The organism is Kitasatospora sp. NPDC056783 (assembly GCF_042789895.1).
Taxonomy (GTDB): domain Bacteria; phylum Actinomycetota; class Actinomycetes; order Streptomycetales; family Streptomycetaceae; genus Kitasatospora.
In genome coordinates, this window is sequence record NZ_JBHUAF010000034.1 from 1 (window position 1) to 17108 (window position 17108).

Below are 17108 nucleotides of genomic sequence, written 5' to 3' on the forward strand. Positions count from 1 at the left end.
GCCCGGCAGTGGCCTGGCCGGTCAGCGCGCCGACTCCGCCGGGAAGGGCACCGAATCCGCCGGGAAGGGCACCGGGTAGGCCTCGGCGAAGTCGGCCGAGCGGGACACCTCGCGCCACCTGGTGTCCTCCGCCAGGAGCCGCTGGTCCATGGCGATCGAGTTCTCGGCCGCGTAGGCCCCGAGCGGCAGGTGGTGCGGGACGTCCCGCCGCTTGGCCACCCGGACGAGGATCCCGGCGGCGCGCACCGGGTCGCCCGCGGCGCCGGCGCCGCCCTGCCGCAGCCGCCGGTTCGTCGCGCCGACCGTCTCGTCGTAGGCCTCCGGGACGTCGTGGACGGTCATCGAGGATCCCGCCCAGTCGGTACGGAAACCGCTGGGCTCGACCACCAGCACCTTCACGCCGAACGGCGCGGCCTCGGCGCGCAGCACCCGGCTGAACCCGTCGATGGCGAACTTCGCCGCCTGGTACGAGGCGATGCCCGGAGATCCGCCGACCCGGCCGCCCACCGAGGAGAACTGGACGACCAGCCCGCCCCTCTGCTCGCGCAGCAGCGGGAGCGCGGCCTTGGTGACGTTGTAGACGCCCCAGAAGTTGGTCTCGAACTGGGCGCGGAAGTCGGCGTCCTCAGTGGTCTCGATCGGCGAGACGTTGGCGTAGCCGGCGTTGTTCACCAGCACGTCGATCCGACCGAACGCGTCCCGCGCCTCGGCGAGGGCCGCGCGGGCGGCGGCCGGGTCGGTGACGTCCAGCGCGAGCGGCCGGACACGGTCGCCGAACTCCTCGACGAGGTCGTCGAGTTGCTCGGGCCGGCGGGCGGTCGCGGCCACCCGGTCGCCGGCTTCGAGCGCGGCGCGGACGAGGGTGCGGCCGAAGCCGCGCGAGCTGCCGGTGACGAACCAGGCCTGTTCCGTGTTCTTCTCCATGCCGCTAGTAAAACATCGTTGCGTTATTAGCGCAACGCTGTTGCGGTATTACGTCAACGGCGTTGCCCTACCATGGCCGGGTGACTGCATCGGAGTTCCAGCGCGCCCGTTCGCCCGAGGCCAAGCGCCTGCGCGAGGCCGCGATCCTGGAGGCGGCCCGGGCGCTCGGCCGCGAGCACGGCATCAGGGACGTCACCCTGACCGACATCGCCGCCGCGGTCGGGATGCACAAGTCCGCACTGCTGCGGTACTTCGAGACCCGCGAGGAGATCTTCCTGCGGCTGACCGCCGAGGGCTGGGCGGAGTGGTCCGACGCGCTGACCGCGCGCCTGCGGGAGAGCGCGGACCCCGGCCCGGCCGCCGTGGCCCGGGCGTTCGCCGCCACCCTGGCGGCCCGCGGACCGTTCTGCGACCTGCTCGCCCACGCCCCGCTCAACCTCGAACGCAACGTCTCGCTCGACGCGGTGCGCGAGTTCAAGCTCGCCACCCTCGCCGCCCGCGAGCCGATCGGCGCGGCGGTCCGCGCGCGGCTGCCCGTACTGGACGAGCAGGACGTCGTCGACCTGGTCGCCACCGCCGTCTCACTGGCCGGAGCCCTGTGGCAGATCGCGAACCCGGGCGCGGAGGTCGCCGCCCTCTACCGCGGCGACCCCCGACTCGCCCACGCCGTCGTCGAGGTCGAACCCCGGCTCGCTCGCATCCTGACCGCCACCCTCACCGGGCTGGTCGCGGGAGCGTCCGAGCCGCGCCCCTGACCGGCCGTACGCGCCACGGGCGTTTGCACCCGGATGGATCATCTGACGTGCCGCACAAGGGATTTGACCCTACGGTGCGGTGCCAGGGGGTCATCCGAGCGGAAGGCTGATGCTGGTATGGCAGGCAAATTCGAGCTGTACGTGGACGAGGGCGGCATGCACCGGTTCCGGCTGAAGGCGAGCAACGGGGCGATCGTGGTGACCGGCGACCCGCAGGAGAGCAAGGACGACTGCCTGAAGAGCATCGAGTCGATCCGCAAACTCGCGCCGTACGCGGAGCTCAAGGAGACCGCCCGATCGGTGTGACCGGACGGCGTTCCCGGGCGCGGGCCGGCGGTGCAAATCGCCGACCCGCGTTCTTCTGTACGACAGATCCCTTTGGCCGGGTGCACGCCGGACGTGGACAGAACACCGGTATGCGCGTCGTCATCGTCACCGAATCCTTCCCCCCCGAGGTCAACGGAGTCGCCCACAGCGTGCTGCGGACGGCCGAGCACCTGGTCCGCCGGGGCCACCAGCCCCTCGTCGTCACCCCCGCGCCGGCGCGGGGCGCCGAGTGCCCGCCGGAGACCTTCGGCGGCGCCTCGGCCGGGGAGATCCCCGTGCTGCGCATCCCGTCGGTGCCGCTGCCGGGGTACCCGCAGGTCCGGATCGCGCTGCCCAGCCGGCAGCTGGCGGCCGCGATCGCCGGGCACCGGCCGGACCTCGTCCACCTGGCCAGCCCGTTCGTGCTCGGCGCCCGCGGGATGCAGGTCGCGGCGCGGCTCGGGGTGCCCGCCGTGGCCGTCTACCAGACCGACCTGGCCGGGTACGCCCACGCCTACCGGGCCGGTCGGGGCCTCGGCGAGGCCGCCGCCTGGCGGCGGATCCGGGCCGTGCACCGGGCTGCCGCCCGCACCCTGGCCCCGTCCACCCCGGCCGCCCAGGACCTGACCGCGCACGGGGTGCCCCGGGTGCAGCTGTGGCCGCGCGGAGTGGACTCGGCGCGGTTCCACCCCCGGCACCGGGACGAGGCGCTGCACCGGGCGCTCGCACCGGGCGGGGAGGTGCTGGTCGGGTACGTCGGGCGGCTGGCGCCGGAGAAGCGGGTCGACCTGCTGGCGGCGGCCTCGGCGTTGCCCGGGGTGCGGGTGGTGGTGATCGGGGACGGTCCCTCGGCGCCCGGGCTGAAGGCCGCGATGCCGGGCGCGGTGTTCCTCGGCCGCCGCACCGGTGACGAACTGGCGCGCTGTTTCGCGACCTTGGACGTCTTCGTGCACACCGGCCCGCTGGAGACCTTCTGCCAGACCATCCAGGAGGCGATGGCCAGCGCGGTACCGGTGATCGGCCCGGCGGCGGGCGGCCCGCTGGACCTGGTCGCGCACCACCGCACCGGGCTCCTGGTGCCGCCCCGGGACGGCGCCGCGGTGGCCCGGGCGGTGGCCGAACTGGCCGCCGACCCGGCGCGGCGGGCCGGGTACGGGCGCGCCGGACGTGCCGAGGTGACCGCCCGCACCTGGGAGGCGGTCGGGGACCTGCTGCTGCGGCACTACGCCGAGGTGCTGGCGGAGCACCACGGGCTGCCGCTGCCGCCCACCGCCCCGTCGGCGGTCGAGCCGGTGGCGCCCGCCCTGCCCGAGGAGCTGCCGGCATGACCGTCACGCCCGACCGCGGGGCCCGGACGGCCGACGGGGCCCGCACGGAGGCGGCCGACGGGGCCCGAACGGCCGACGGGGCTCGCACGGCCGACGGGGCTCTGACGATCGTCCGGCTCGCCAACTTCGTCACCCCGGTCTCCGGCGGCCTGCGCACCGCGCTGCGCCACCTGGGCGCCGGGTACCGGGCGGCCGGGCACCGGCCGGTGCTGATCGTCCCCGGCGAGCGGCGCTCCGAGGAGGAGACCGAGCAGGGCCTGGTGGTCACCCTGCCCGGCCCGGTCTTGCCGGCCGGGGGCGGCTACCGGCTGCTCACCGACCGCCGGGCGGTGACCGCCGAGCTGACCAGGTTCTCCCCCGACCGGCTGGAGGTGTCCGACCGCACCACGCTGCGCTGGACCGGCACCTGGGCCCGGCGGCACGGGGTGCGCTCGGTGATGGTCTCGCACGAGAGCGCCACCGGGGTGCTGCGCACCTGGGGCGCGCCCGGCCCGCTGGCGGGCGTGGTGGCCGACCGGCTCAACGCGGCCACCGCCCGCGCCTACGACTCGGTGCTCTGCACCACCGACTGGGCCGCCGCGGAGTTCCGGAGGATCGGCGCGCCCAACCTGGTCCGGGCCCCGCTCGGGGTCGACCTGGAGGCGATGCGCCCGCTGCCGGCCGCCGCGCGGGCGGTCGAGCGGGCCCGGTACGCCGCCCCGGAGGAGACCTTGCTGGTGCTCTGCTCCCGGCTCTCCCCCGAGAAGCGGCCCGAGCGGGCGATCGAGGCACTGGCCGCCCTGCGGGCCCGCCGGGTGCCCGCCGTCCTGGTGGTGGCCGGGACCGGCCCGCTGCGGGAACGGCTGGCCGCCCGGTCCGCACGGCTGCGGCTCCCGGTGCGCTTCCTCGGGCACCTCGGCGCCCGGGCGGAGCTGGCCCGGCTGCTCGGGTGCGCCGACGTGGTGCTCGCGCCCGGTCCGGTGGAGACCTTCGGACTCGCCGCGCTGGAGGCCCTGGCCTGCGGAACGCCGGTGGCCGTCAGCCGTTCCTCCGCGCTGCCCTGGCTGATCGGTCCCGCCGGGGTGGCGGCCTTCGACACGGGCAGCGGATTCGCCTCCGCGGTGCGGCAGTTGCTCGAACGGCCGGAGGAGTCGCGGCGGGCCACCGCCAGAGGCCGGGCCGAACGGTACGGCTGGCCGGCGGCGGTGTCGGCCTTCCTTGCGGCGCACGGCGCGCGCGACGACGAAGCGGTGGAGGGGAATCGGAATGAGCATGCTGGACGCCCGGCGTGACCGGGCGGCGGAGGAACGCCCCGCGGCGGGCGAGCTGCTGCGCTTCGTCGCGCTCGGCGACTCGCTGACCGAGGGCGTCGGCGACCAGGTCGACGGGGGCCGGCGCGGATGGGCCGCCGTCCTGGCCCGTTCGCTGGCACCCCGGGGACGGGAGGTCGAGTTCACCAACCTGGCGTACAGCGGCGCACTCACCACAGAACTGACGATCCGTCAACTTCCGCGAGCGCTGGCGCTCCGGCCGCAGCTGACGGCCGTGGTGGTCGGCGGCAACGACACCCTGCGGACGGGCTTCGACATCCGGCGCACCGCACTGGAGTTGGACGCCACCATGGCCGAACTGTCCGTCCACGGCTCCCTGCTGCTGACCGCCTGCCTGCCCGACCCGGGCGGTCTGCTGCGGCTCCCGGCGCCGCTCGCCCGCCCGCTGGCCCGGCGGATGCGGGCGGTCAACACCGTGGTGCACGCCCTCACCGACCGCCACCGGGCCGTTCACCTGCACATCGCCGAACTGCCGTGGCAGGCCGAGCGCCGCCTGCTGAGCGTGGACCGGCTGCACCCCAGCGCCGAGGGCCACCACCTGATCGCCCGGCGGTTCCACGACCTGCTCGCCGAGGCCGGCCACCCGCTGGGCCCGCCCCCGGCCATCGCCCCCGCCGAACCCCCACCGGGCCGGGCCGCCGACCTCTGGTGGATGGCCACCCAGGGCACCCGCTGGCTCGCCGCCCGCAGCACCGACCTGCTCCCGGGCCTCCTCGCCCTCGCCGCCTCCGAGGCCGCCGCCCGCCTGCGCGGCGCGAGCGGCCGCCACGACGAACAGATGGCCCACGCGGCCGCCCAGGCGCTGACCGCTCCGCGCCTCCCCCGGCCGTGACCGGGCTCAACGGGCCCACGGCACCCACCGCTTCGACGACAGCGGATCCGCCGGCCCCGACGTCGGCCGATCGGGATGCGGCCCGAGCCGTCGAAGGGCGTCGGCCCGGAAGCGAACGGCTACCGTGCCGTGCCGGTGCCCGCCCGCGCCCGCGCCCACGCCGCGCATCGGGTCGTACCTGACCTCATCGCCGGCGAACGGGTGCCAGTCGATGCCCCGGTCCCGGTCAAACCGCCGTCAGCCGCCCCGGGCGCGGGCAGCCGGCGACGTTCTCGTAGTGAAAGACGGTCACCCACTCGGCAGCCTGATCGTCCGTGCGGTCATCATGCCGCAGGGCGGGAACCGGCTGCCCCGCCCCTCCCGGCGGATGCCGAGCCGACGTCGATCGCCTGTTAGCGTGCGCGGATGGAAGATCTGGGATCCGTGGCCTGGCCACCCGAGCCGATCAGGACCGAGAGGCTCGTGCTCCGCGCGCCCGAGCCCCGGGACCGCCCGGCGTTCGTCGACCTGCACGCCTCTCCGGAGGTGCACACCTACCTCGGCGGCCCCCGGCCGCGTGAGGAGGTCGAGCGCGAGCTGCCCGAGGCGCCCGAGCGGTGGCCCGGGAGCTTCGTCGTCGAGCGCGACGGATCGATGATCGGCCACGTGCTGCTCAGGAGGGCGGCGGGACACCGGCGCCCGGCTGCGGCGGGGAAGGCCGATCTCGGCTATCTGTTCCTGCCGAGCGCCTGGGGGTTCGGGTACGCCACCGAGGCATGCGCGGCGGCACTCGGCTGGCTCGACGACGCGCTTCCCGGCGAGCCGGTGGTGCTCACCACCCAGAGCGCCAACCTCGGATCGATGCGCCTCGCGGCGAAGCTCGGGTTCACCGAGGTGGAGCGCTTCGAGGCCTGGGGCTCCGAGCAGTGGCTCGGCCTGCGGCCACCGGTCACGCCGTCCGGCTGAGCCCGCGGCGGGGCCCGAGGAACACCCACCCGGCCACGCCCGAGCGGCCCGCGAGCGCGGTCGAACCTCCGACCGCGACTCCGAACGGGGATTCGCCCGGTCCGGCTCCCAGGGGGCCGTCGGGCCCGCCGGTTCGGTGAGGCCCACGGGCGGCGGGGTCGGCGAGGGCGCGGCGGGGGAACCAACCGGGTGGCGCGGGTTGTCGTGGCCGGGGAAGGCGTGGCGGAGGGAGCCGGGGTGGAGAGCGTGGGCGTGGACGGACGGGAGGTCCTGGCGGCGGCGGGGGTGCTGTTCCAGGACGCCGCGGGGCACCTGCTGGTGGTGCGGCTGCCGTACGACCGGAAGCATCCGGTGGCGATCCCGGGTGGCGGGTGGGAGCCGGAGGACCGGTCGCCCCGGGAGACCGCGCTGCGGGAGATCCGCGAGGAGTTGGGCTTCACGCCCCGGCTGGGGCCGCTGGCCGGTGTGGACTGGGCGCTGCTGCGCGACGGCGACCGGCCGATCGTGGTCTACCTGTACTGGGCGGAGCCGCTGACGGCGGAACAGGTGGCGGCGTTCCGGCCGGACCCGGCGGAGGTCGGTGGCTGGACCTGGCTGACGGCCGAGCAGGCCGGGCACGCGCTGCCGCCACGGCTCTCGCGCCGGGTGACGGCCTGCCTGCTGGCGCCGCGCGAGGCCGGGCCGCTGGAACTGGAGGACAGCCGGCCGGTCGGGCACACGCTCGACCTGCTGCCCGCGGACGGGCCGGTGCCCGAGTACGCCGGGCCGACCGCGGCTCCGGGGCTGACCCCGACGGTCGGGGAGCGGCCGGATCCGCCGATGGACCGGGAGACCTACTACGCCACCCGGCCACGCATCCGGACGAAGGCGCGGGCGCTGTTCACCGACGCCGACGGCCGGGTGCTGCTCGTGCGGCTGCGGCCGTGGGACGGGCCGCGCGGGCTGGTGCCGCACTGGACGCTGCCGGGCGGCGGGGTGGAGGCGGACCGGGAGATGCCCCGGGCGGCGGCCCGCCGGGAGATCCGCGAGGAGCTGGGCTGGGAGGTCGAGCCGGGGCCGCTGCTGGCGCTGGACTGGCAGCCGGGCACGGCCGCCGACCTCGAGGCCGACCCCGCGACCGGCCGGGACACCGCCCTCCTGGTGTACGTGTTCGACGGGGGCGCGGTGACGGAGCGGATGCTCGACTCGCTCGTCCTGCCGGAGGACGAACTCGTGGAGTGGCGGCTGTGCGCCCCGGACGAGGCGCGGACGCTGCTGACCGGCCCCTCCTGGGACCGCACGGCCGCCGCGCTGGCCGCCCGGGAGCGGCCGGGCGGGCCGGTCGAGCTGGTGCGCGGGCGGGCCGTCGGACCGGACCGGCCACGGGGCTGAGGACGGGCCGGGACCGGGACCGCCGCCGGACCGGGCCCGCGGCCGCGCCGGACGAGGGACCGACGCGGCCAGGGCCGCCACCGGGCCTCGCCCGGTGCCTCTCGGGCCGCGGAACCGGGCCGTCAGACCTCCAGTTCGCCCTCGATCCTGCTCAGCTGATGGCGGGCCATCGCGAGGTTGGCGCGCGACTTGTCCAGCGCGAGGTAGAGGAACAGGCCCTTGCCGGTACGGCCGGTGAGCGGGCGGATCAGGTGGTACTGGCTGGTCAGGGTGATCAGGATGTCCTCGATCCCGTCCTGGAGGCCGAGCATGTCCATGGTGCGCATCTTGGCGCGGACCACGTCGGTGTTCCCGGCGGACGCGACGTCGAGGTCGAGTCCGCCGGGGCCGTCGAGGGTGGCCAGGGCCATGCCGCTGTTGTAGTCCACCAGGGCCGCGCCGATGGCGCCCTCGATGCTGGTCATGGCCTGCTTGAGCGCGCCGGCTGCGTCGGTCATCTGGGTAACTCCCGTTCGGTGGTGAGGTGGTGGGGTGGTGAGGTGGTGAGGTGGCGGGGTCGTGAGGATCGGTCGGTGAGGGGGTCGAGGCGGCCGGGCGGCCCGGGTCAGAGCGCGTCGCGCGGTTCCTTGGGCAGGAGCGCCTCGTTGAGCATCCCCGCGATGCGCTGCGCGCTGCGGCGGGCCTCCAGATGGAGCCGGCCGACGTTGACCTCCGGGTGCGCCAGCAGGGTCAGCACACAGCTGCCGCCGGCCGCGTAGACGGCGACGTAGCCGTTCTCGCCGCGCACCAGCGACTCCCGGAACTCACCCTGCCCGGTGGTGTCGGCGAGCCGCTGCGCCAGTGAGAGCGAGGCCGCCGTCATCGCGGCCAGGCCGGAGGGTTCGGTGCCGTGGGTGTCGTGCGCGATCAGCAGGCCGTCCACGCTGGCGACCAGGCCGCCGGCGAGGTGCGGGACGCGGTGCTTGACGGAGCGCAGTTCGGCGAGCAACTCGTTCTCCAAGGCGATCAGTTGTCTCCTTCCGACACGCTGCTTGAGCGCCCGCCTCATGGCCGGGACGGCGGGGTCGCGGGCGGGGAGTGGGTCAAAGTCGGGCCTCCAGAAGGTCTCGGACCCGGGTCAGCAGGGCGACGTCCGGGTCGGGGACGGCCAGCGGGTGGGCCGCTGCCGTGGTGGGCGGGCGTTCAGGGCGCGTGGGGGCGCCGGGCACGGTGGGGTCAGGGGCAGGGGCGGCCGTGACCGGGGCTCCGGCGAATCCGGCGAGTCCGGCCTCCCGGAGGCTGGCGCCGGGGACCCGGCGGTGCAGCCCGCCGGCCGGCCCGGTCGCGACCTGCGCGGGGGCTTCGGGCGCCGGCACCGCCGCCGCCGGGGCGCTCTGGGCGCTCGGGCTCGGCGGAGTCGGGCTGGGGGCGTCCAGCAGTCCGGCGGCGGCCAACCGGCGGACGTCCGCCGTCACCCCGAAGCCGGAGCGGCCGAGCAGCCGGGCCAGGTCCGCCGGGGTTCTTCGGCCGTCGGCGTGGTCCAGCAGTTCGCGGCGCCGGCGCCCGGGCGGACGGTGGGACGGTTGCCGGACGCGCTCGACCGGGCGGACGGGCACCGCGTCGAGCTGGGCCCACGGCCAGATCCGGTCGAGCAGCTGCCGGCGGCGCTCGACCTCGCGGCAGATCCTGGCCGGCTCGACCCTCGCGACCGGGCCGAGCCAGTGCCGGGCGTCGGCCTCGTACCGCCAGACGCCGCCGGCCGGATCGGCGAGGACGAAGAACGCGGCGTCGAACAGCGTTCCCAGATGGCCGAGTTCGAGCTCACCCCGGGTGATCAGCCGCTGTTCGACCAGCACTTCGCCGACCCTCGACCTCGGGCCGTGCAGCCGGAGCAGGTCCGTCCAGCCCTCGGGGGTGATCCGGCCGCAACCGGTGAGCAGATCGGCCAGGCCGGGTGCCCGGGGGGACTCGGCGGCGGCCACCTGCCCGTCGACCAGGTGGAGGCTGCCGAGCGGTCCGCGCAGGGCGCCGGTGGCGCGGCGGTCGGCGAGCAGGGCGAGCGCCTCGCCCGGGGTCCTCGGGGTGGCGTCGTCCGCGGGGAGCGGCGGCGGGGTGCCGGTTGCGGCGGTCACGCGCTCACCCCAGCACCAGCTCCTCGGCGAGGGCCTGGAGGCGGAAGCGGGCGGCGGCGAGGTTGCCCGTCTCCCGGTCCAGCCAGAGGTGCAGGACGAGCCTGCTCTCGAAGGCGGTGTCGATGAAGCGGATCAGGTGGTAGCTGCGGCCGGCGGTGACGATGATGTCCTCCAACGGGGCCCTGCGGTCCTCCGTCACGGTGAAGGTCTGGCTCTCAACGGCCGCTCGCACCAGGTCGGTTGCCTCGGCGGCGGAGGTCTCGTGCTCCCCGGCCGGACTGTCCCCGAGGCTGCCGAGGGCGAGCCCGCTGCTCCAGTCGACCAGGCTCGCGGCGCGGGCCCCCGCGATCGTCATCGCTCCGGAGAGGCATTCGTCGATACCGGGCACACCGGCTCCTTCGCGGGGTCTGGGCGGCCGGGCGCAGCACGGCGCCGACCGGTTCACCACCAGCAGTGGCAGGTTCGACACGGAAGGCTACTGCCGGATTTCATATGACGAACATTCCATTGGCATATTCACATCGCCAGCGGCCAGTTCCAGCCACACTGTGACGGCGCGTCAGACCGGGCGTGAGGGCTGCACCACTGGTGGGTCGGGGATGCCGGAGTGCGCTCACCGGCCACCTGGCCCGGGACCTTGGCCGACAGTAGCCCATGCGGCAGGGTTTCGGGCCCGAAGGTGCGATAAAGGGGCGCACCCCTGGGGGTACGAACACGACGAAGGGGTGCGAAAACGACGAAGGGGCCCGTTCCACTGGACGGAACGAGCCCCTTCGATGGGAGCGCCAGGCCCGGGTCGCACGGACTCTTCCTACTGAAAGTAGGACGTGCTCTGGTAGCACCACTGACGCCTGCTCAAGAGTCCGTTTCCCGGAAGGTCACTTCCTCTCGACGTGCAGAACACTAGCAGGTCATCACACCTGGTCAGAAATCGCGCCCACCCGGGCACCTCCCGGGGGAACGGTCAGCCCAGCAGCGCCCGGTAGCCCTCGATCAGGGCGGCGAGGCCGAGCTCGAAGGCCCGGTCGGCGCGCTCGCGCCCGGCAGGGACGGCCTCCAGGGCATCGGCCAGCCGCGGGGTGGCGGCGCGGTCGACGGCGTCGACCATGACGTCCGGGGCGACCAGGTCCAGCGCCGACCCCAGGATGAAGCTCTCCAGGGCGGTGATCAGGCCCATCACGTCCCGCGCCGCGAAGCCCGCGTCCTCCAGGGTGGCGACGGCCCGCTCGTACAGCGTGTGCATGAACGATTCGGCGAGCGGCGCGGTGGCGAGCAGCCGGATGATGCCGGGGTGTTCGGCGAAGGCGTCCCGGTAGGCGTGCGCCCAGGTGCGCAGCGCCGCGTCCCAGGACTGGTCCCACATCGACTGCTCGCCGATGGCGCGCACCAGCTCGGCCCGCATCAGGGCGACGATCTCGGCCCGTCCGGTGACGTGGTGGTAGAGCGCGGAGGGACTGACCTTGAGCGCGCCGGCCAGGGCGGGGATGGTGAGGTCGCCCGCCTCGTCGACCAGCCGCAGCGCGGTGTCCACGATGCGCTGCCGGTCCAGCAGGGGTGTGCGCGGCCTGGGCATGCCCGGTTCCTCACCTTCGGGTCGCCGAGCGGCCCGTCGGCCCCGGCAGACCAAGATCGCCGTTGGTCGTCGTTATCCAAGCGTTACTGAACGGCTTTCAGTAAAACCCTTCCGCACCTGCCGGTGCCGCGCCTACGGTAACCGAACCCCATTCGGTTAGGCAGGCCGCGCACCGTCGGCCCGCCCTCCCCGGAGAGGACGCACACCCCCGTATGCGCGCCGAAACGATCTTCACTGGCGGCCGGATCCACACCGGAGACCCCGCCCTCCCCCGCACCCACGCCCTCGCCGTCAGCGCGGGACGGATCGCCGCCCTCGGCGACGCCGCCCTGGCCCTTCGCGACGAAGGCACCGAGACCGTCGACCTCGACGGCGGTGCCCTGCTGCCCTCCTTCGGCGACGGCCACGTCCACCCGCTGCTCGGCGGCATCGGCCTGCTCGGCGTGCCGGTCCGCGACTGCACCAGCCTGGAACAGGTCGTGGACGCCGTCCGCGACTGGGCGCGGCGACACCCCGAGGCCGAGTGGATCACCGGCGACGCCGTCGACCCGTGGCTGGCCGAGGGCGGGCTGTTCGACGCCCGGCTGCTCGACGAGGCCGTCCCGGACCGTCCGGTGCTGCTGCGCACCATGGACCACCACACCGGCTGGGCCAACAGCGAGGCCCTGCGCCGGGCCGGGTACGGGCCGGACACGCCCGAACCGGTGGGCGGCGAGATCGTCCGCCGGCCGGACGGCAGCCCGCTGGGCACCCTGCGCGAGTTCGGGGCGCTCAACCCCGTCCTCGGGCTCGTCCCGCCGCGTCCGGTGGCCGAGCAGGTCGCCGCGCTGCGGGAGACCACCGCCACGCTCGCGGCCGCCGGACTGACCTGGCTCCAGGACGCCTGGGTCGAGCCCGCGCAGGTGGACACCTGGCTGGCCGCCGTGGCCGAGGAGGACCTGCCGGTCCGGGCCGGGCTCGCCCTGCTGCTCGAACCGGACGGCTGGCGCGGGCGGCTCCCCCGGCTGGTGGCCGACCGCGAACGGGTGGAGGCCGCCGGGCGCGGTCGGCTCACCGCACGGGCGGTCAAGTTCTTCGCCGACGGTGTCATCGAGTCCGGGACGGCCGCGCTGCTGGAGCCGTACAGCGACTGCCCCCACTCCCACGGGGTCGCCAACTGGACCGGCGCCGAGCTGGCGGAGGCCGTCACCGCGGTCGACGCGCTGGGCTTCCAGCCGCACATCCACGCGATCGGCGACCACGGCGTGCGAATCGCGCTGGACGCGGTCGAAACCGCCACCCGCCGCAACGGGATGCGCCCCCGCCGACCGGTGATCGCGCACGTCCAGCTGGTCCACCCGGACGACCTGCCGCGCTTCGCCGAACTCGGTGTGATCGCCAACTTCGAGCCGCTGTGGGCGCAGACCGACCCGCTGATGACCGAACTCACCCTGCCCCGGATCGGTCCGGAGCGCGGCGCCCGGCAGTACCGGATCGCCGCGCTGCTGCGCGACGGCGCCCGGGTCTCCTTCGGCAGCGACTGGCCGGTCACCCGGTACGAGCCACTGGCCGGGCTGGCCACCGCCGTCACCCGGCAGAACCCGGACGGCCTGCCGGACGGCGGCTGGCTGCCCGAGGAGCGGATCGGGCTCGACGAGGCGCTGGCGGCGTACTCGGCGGGCGTGGCGCACCAGGCCTTCGAGGAGGCCGAGTGGGGTGTGCTGCGGCCGGGCATGCGGGCCGACCTGGTGCACCTGGCCACCGATCCGTACGCGGTCCCGGCCGCCGAGCTGGCCTCGATCGAGGTGGCCGGCACCTGGCTCGGCGGGCGCCGCACCCACGGCGGGCCCGGCGGCGCCCGTGAACCCGGCGAGGGCCGCGACCGCGTGCGCTGAGGCGCCGGACAGTCCCGCCCCGACGGATCTTCCGACCGGTTCCGCCGTCCCCCACCGCGGCGGTGCCTCGTTCCCCGGTCGGCGGCCGACGCGCCGTCGCCGCCGACCGTCCTACCCTCGTTCGTACGACCCAGGAGAGCTCCCCCATGACCCTGCCCTCCGAAGCGGCCTCCTCGTCCGCACTCCGTCCCCCCGACTCCCCTTCGTCCGCTCCCCCGTCCGCTTCCGCGTCCTCGGTGTCCTCGGCGCCGGCCGGCGGTCTGGGACGCGGGGTGCTCGGCACCGGTGACATCGTCTTCTTCGTCGTGGCCGCCGCCGCGCCGCTGACCGTGATGGCCGGTGTGGCGCCGTTCGCGATCTCCTTCGGCGGCATCGGCACCCCGGTCGCCTACCTGGCCACCGGCGTGGTGCTGGCACTCTTCGCGGTCGGCTTCACCGCCATGACCGCGCACATCCGCAACGCCGGCGCCTTCTACGCCTACGTCACCCGCGGCCTCGGCCGGGCGGCCGGGCTGGGCGCGGCGCTGCTCGCGGTGCTCTCGTACAACGCGATCCAGATCGGCATGTTCGGCGCCTTCGGGTTCTTCGCCCACACCACGGCCGCCGATCTGCTCGGGCTGGACCTGCCCTGGCCGGTCTGGGCGCTGCTCGGCGTCGCGGTGGTCTGGTTCCTCGGCTACCGCTCGATAGACCTCGGGGCCAAGGTGCTCGGGGCGCTGCTGATCGCCGAGACCGGAATCCTGCTGGTGCTCGCGGTGGCGGTGCTGGTCAAGGGCGGGGCGCACGGGCTGAGCCTGTCCTCGTTCACACCGAAGCACGTGTTCTCCGGCGGGATGGGCGGGGTGCTCGGGCTCTCCTTCGCCGCCTTCATCGGCTTCGAGGCCACCGCGATCTACCGTGAGGAGGCCCGGCAGCCGCAGCGGACCGTGCCGCGCGCGACCTACGCCGCGATCGCCTTCCTCGGCCTCTTCTACACCTTCATCACCTGGATGATCGTGCAGGCCTTCGGCGACACCGAGGCCGTCGCGGCCGCCACCGCCGACCCGGCCGGCATGTTCTTCACCGCGATGACCGACTACGTCGGTGCCTGGGCCACGGACGTGCAGCGGGTGCTGATCGTCACCAGCCTGCTCGCGGCGCTGCTGGCCTTCCACAACACCATCACCCGGTACGGCTACGCGCTGGCCGCCGAGCAGGCCGCGCCGGCCGCGCTCGGCCGGATCCACCCCCGCCACGGCTCACCGTGGATCGGCGGCATCGCCCAGTCGGTGCTGGCGGCCGCGGCCGTCGGGGTGGCGGCGCTGATCGGCGCTGACCCGTACGACCAGTTCTTCCTCTGGGTGAACTCCCCCGGGGTGGTCGGCATCCTGGTGCTCCAGGCGCTGGCCGGGCTGGCCGTGTTCGCCTTCTTCCGCCGCAACCGGGCGGCCGCCGCGAGCGCCGGGCTGTTCCGTACGACGGTGGCGCCGCTCGCCGCCACCGTGCTGCTGTGCGGGGCCACGGCGCTGGTGGTGTGGCGGCTCGACCTGTTCACCGGCGCCGGCCCGGAGGTCAACTGGCCGCTGGTCGCGATCGTGCCGGTGGTGTTCCTGACCGGCGTCGGGATCGCCCGGCGGATGCGGGCCCGACGGCCTGAGGTCTACGCGCGGCTCGGGACCAGCGAGGTCGACGCGGGCTGAGGGCGCCGGCCCGGAGCAGTGCCGGGACCCCGCGCCGGAACCCCGGGCCGGTCCCTCGCCGAGTCCGCCCCGGACGCTCGGCCCTGGCCGCCCGGACCTGGGCGGTCGGCCCCGGACGCTCAGCGCGGGACGCTCGGACCCGGACGCTCGGACCCGGACGCTCGGTCCCGGTCGATCAGACCTGGCCGACGGCCTCGGCGAGGAGCCGGTAGGAGTCGAGCAGCGCGGTGCGGTCATAGGTGCTGGTGGTGACCAGGAACTCGTCCGCCCCGCTGCGCTCCACCAGCGCCGCCAGCTCGGCGGCGGCCTGCTCCGGGGTGCCCGCGATGTGGCCCTTGAGCGACTGTTCGTAGCCGGCCCGCTCCCTGGCCGTCATCTCCCGGGCGCGGATCTCGGCGGCGGGGGCCAGCGGCGGGAACTCGCCGTGGGTGCGGGAGTACGCGCCGGCCCAGGCCTCCGGGACGAGCAGCTCGCGCGCCCGCTCGACCGTCTCCGCGACCGCCACCGTGCCCGAGACCACCACGTAGGGCTCGGCCGCCTGGGCGGAGGGACGGAACCGGGCGCGGTAGCCGTCGATCGCCGTGAGCATCCGGTCCTCCCCGCGGACGGCGGCGATCACCAGCGGCAGCCCGGCCTCGGCTGCCAGGTCAGCCCCCGCGCCGGTGGCCAGGACGAAGGCCGGCACGTGCAGCCCTTCGGCCGGCCGCGCGTGGACCCCGCGGTGGGCCCGCTGCGAGCCGTCGAAGTAGCCGAGCAGCTCGGCCAGCTGGGCGCCGAACTCGTCCGCGGCCTCCTTCTCCCGCCCGAGCGCCCGCCGGACACCGTCCGTGAAGCCCACCGAGCGTCCGAGCCCCATGTCTATCCGCCCCGGGAACAGCGCGGCCAGCACCCCGAACTGCTCCGCCACCACCAGCGGTTGGTGGTTGGGCAACATCACCCCGCCGGTGCCGACCCGGATGCGCGTGGTGGCCGACGCCACCGCCGCGGCGAGCACGGTGGGCGCCGAACCGGCCACCCCCGGCACGCCGTGGTGCTCGGAGACCCAGAACCGGTGGTAGCCGAGCCGCTCCGCCTCGCGGGCGAACGACACCGTGTCCCGCAGCGCCTGGGCCGGCTCCTCGCCCTGTCTGGTCCGGGAGCGGTCGAGCACGGAGAGCCTGGTCCTGGGCGCGGCACTGGTCACGCCGGTGGAACGCCCGCCCGCCGCGCGGACATTCCCCGGGCTGCCGTGGCACCTGGCCCGGCGACCGGCCGCCGATGGGTCAGGCGCCCGCCCCGGGTATTCGGGCCCCGCCGGTGCCCGTGGCCCTGCGGCGGCCCCACGGCTTGTACACCGACAGGACCACCATGAACAGGTAGAGCGCCAGCGCCACCGCCGGGACGATCACCGTGGTGTAGCGGACCAAGCCGAGCTCCGCCACCGTGATCGGGCCGCTCGGATGCGCGTCCACCACCCGCACCGCGTCGTGCAGCCGGGCGGTGAGAGCGAGCACGGAGGCCACCATCGCCCCGAGCGTCAGCCAGAACTTGACGCTCACCCAGTAGTACCGGAACAGCCCCCAGGACGTGCCGAGCGCGAGCACCACCCCGCTCAGGAAGGTGAGCAGGCTCAGCGGCGGGACCAACGCGTCACCGAGCAGGCCCATCGCCCGGTAGGCGGTGCGCAGCCGGTCGGCGTCCCCCGCCGTCAGCGCCGCCAGCGCGAGGGTGAGCAGGCAGAGCATCAGCGCCAGCCAGCTCACCGAGGCGACGACGTGCAGGACGACCAGGGGCTTGCGCACGACCGGCGGCAGGCGGCGGGCACCGGACGCCGGTGCCGCCGGACGCCCTGGCGCCGGTCGGGACGCCTCGACGGCGCCGGTGGACGAGCGCACGGGGACCTCCTTCGAGTCGGGAGAACTCAGGACGGCCCCAGGCTCTCCCCTCCGCGCCTCATCCGGCATCTGACGGCGGAAGTAACCTCGCCTACTCCCGGGCGAGTACGCGCTGCCGGCGACAGCCGGAACGCGTCTCCCCCGGGAGCAGACCCGGACTCAGCAGGTCACCGCCAGCAGGTCACCGTCAGTCGGTCACTCTCGGCCGGTCGCCCTCGGCCGGTCA

Annotated in this window: 17 protein-coding genes; 9 read left to right on the top strand and 8 right to left on the bottom strand. The window is 75.2% G+C overall.

The features are described 5' to 3' along the window. Positions 1-21: 21 nt before the first annotated feature. Positions 22-924, bottom strand: coding sequence for an SDR family NAD(P)-dependent oxidoreductase (locus tag ACFRMQ_RS08125; RefSeq protein WP_380728178.1), 903 nt, complete (start codon positions 922-924; stop codon positions 22-24). An 80-nt stretch (positions 925-1004) separates the two neighbouring features. Here ACFRMQ_RS08125 and ACFRMQ_RS08130 point away from each other — a divergent pair, with 80 nt between their 5' ends. The 7 genes from ACFRMQ_RS08130 to ACFRMQ_RS08160 all read left to right on the top strand — a co-directional run bounded on the left by ACFRMQ_RS08130 (position 1005) and on the right by ACFRMQ_RS08160 (position 7771). Next, positions 1005-1679, top strand: a complete 675-nt coding sequence (locus ACFRMQ_RS08130) for a TetR family transcriptional regulator (protein ID WP_380728180.1) — start codon at positions 1005-1007, stop codon at positions 1677-1679. A gap of 117 nt (positions 1680-1796) precedes the next feature. Next, on the top strand, positions 1797-1985 hold the full coding sequence (locus ACFRMQ_RS08135) for a YegP family protein (RefSeq protein WP_380728182.1): 189 nt from the start codon (positions 1797-1799) through the stop codon (positions 1983-1985). Positions 1986-2095: 110 nt separating this feature from the next. Then, on the top strand, positions 2096-3313 hold the full coding sequence (locus ACFRMQ_RS08140) for a glycosyltransferase family 4 protein (RefSeq protein ID WP_380728185.1): 1218 nt from the start codon (positions 2096-2098) through the stop codon (positions 3311-3313). After that, a complete protein-coding gene (locus ACFRMQ_RS08145) occupies positions 3310-4584 on the top strand; it encodes a glycosyltransferase (RefSeq protein WP_380728187.1) in 1275 nt (424 codons plus the stop codon). The genes ACFRMQ_RS08140 and ACFRMQ_RS08145 overlap by 4 nt, the downstream gene beginning before the upstream one ends. Continuing rightward, positions 4559-5455, top strand: a complete 897-nt coding sequence (locus ACFRMQ_RS08150) for an SGNH/GDSL hydrolase family protein (protein ID WP_380728189.1) — start codon at positions 4559-4561, stop codon at positions 5453-5455. The genes ACFRMQ_RS08145 and ACFRMQ_RS08150 overlap by 26 nt, the downstream gene beginning before the upstream one ends. 405 nt (positions 5456-5860) lie before the next feature. Then, a complete protein-coding gene (locus ACFRMQ_RS08155) occupies positions 5861-6400 on the top strand; it encodes a GNAT family N-acetyltransferase (RefSeq protein WP_380728191.1) in 540 nt (179 codons plus the stop codon). A gap of 237 nt (positions 6401-6637) precedes the next feature. Beyond that, positions 6638-7771: an NUDIX domain-containing protein gene (locus tag ACFRMQ_RS08160; protein ID WP_380728194.1), complete on the top strand. Its 1134-nt coding sequence runs from the start codon at positions 6638-6640 to the stop codon at positions 7769-7771. A 122-nt stretch (positions 7772-7893) separates the two neighbouring features. Here ACFRMQ_RS08160 and ACFRMQ_RS08165 read toward each other — a convergent pair whose 3' ends face one another. From ACFRMQ_RS08165 to ACFRMQ_RS08185, 5 genes are all read right to left on the bottom strand, one after another. After that, positions 7894-8268 carry a hypothetical protein gene (locus tag ACFRMQ_RS08165; protein ID WP_380728196.1) on the bottom strand — a complete coding sequence of 125 codons (375 nt, stop codon included), beginning with the start codon at positions 8266-8268 and terminating at the stop codon, positions 7894-7896. A gap of 107 nt (positions 8269-8375) precedes the next feature. Further along, positions 8376-8771, bottom strand: coding sequence for a roadblock/LC7 domain-containing protein (locus ACFRMQ_RS08170; RefSeq protein ID WP_380728198.1), 396 nt, complete (start codon positions 8769-8771; stop codon positions 8376-8378). An 82-nt stretch (positions 8772-8853) separates the two neighbouring features. Beyond that, positions 8854-9882, bottom strand: coding sequence for a hypothetical protein (locus ACFRMQ_RS08175; RefSeq protein WP_380728200.1), 1029 nt, complete (start codon positions 9880-9882; stop codon positions 8854-8856). 4 nt (positions 9883-9886) lie between these two features. Continuing rightward, positions 9887-10270 (bottom strand): hypothetical protein, encoded by a 384-nt coding sequence (locus ACFRMQ_RS08180; protein ID WP_380728202.1) that lies wholly within the window; start codon positions 10268-10270, stop codon positions 9887-9889. 576 nt (positions 10271-10846) lie between these two features. Continuing rightward, positions 10847-11455 (bottom strand): TetR/AcrR family transcriptional regulator C-terminal domain-containing protein, encoded by a 609-nt coding sequence (locus tag ACFRMQ_RS08185; RefSeq protein WP_380728204.1) that lies wholly within the window; start codon positions 11453-11455, stop codon positions 10847-10849. A 212-nt stretch (positions 11456-11667) separates the two neighbouring features. Between ACFRMQ_RS08185 and ACFRMQ_RS08190 the strand changes: the two genes are divergently transcribed. Beyond that, on the top strand, positions 11668-13329 hold the full coding sequence (locus ACFRMQ_RS08190; protein ID WP_380728206.1) for an amidohydrolase: 1662 nt from the start codon (positions 11668-11670) through the stop codon (positions 13327-13329). Between the two features lie 146 nt (positions 13330-13475). After that, positions 13476-15008 (top strand): APC family permease, encoded by a 1533-nt coding sequence (locus tag ACFRMQ_RS08195; RefSeq protein WP_380728208.1) that lies wholly within the window; start codon positions 13476-13478, stop codon positions 15006-15008. Between the two features lie 175 nt (positions 15009-15183). Here the strand turns inward: ACFRMQ_RS08195 and ACFRMQ_RS08200 are convergent, their stop codons facing one another. Next, positions 15184-16191: an LLM class flavin-dependent oxidoreductase gene (locus ACFRMQ_RS08200; protein WP_380728210.1), complete on the bottom strand. Its 1008-nt coding sequence runs from the start codon at positions 16189-16191 to the stop codon at positions 15184-15186. Positions 16192-16270: 79 nt separating this feature from the next. After that, positions 16271-16882 (bottom strand): DUF2269 domain-containing protein, encoded by a 612-nt coding sequence (locus ACFRMQ_RS08205; protein WP_380728212.1) that lies wholly within the window; start codon positions 16880-16882, stop codon positions 16271-16273. Positions 16883-17108 lie beyond the last annotated feature (226 nt).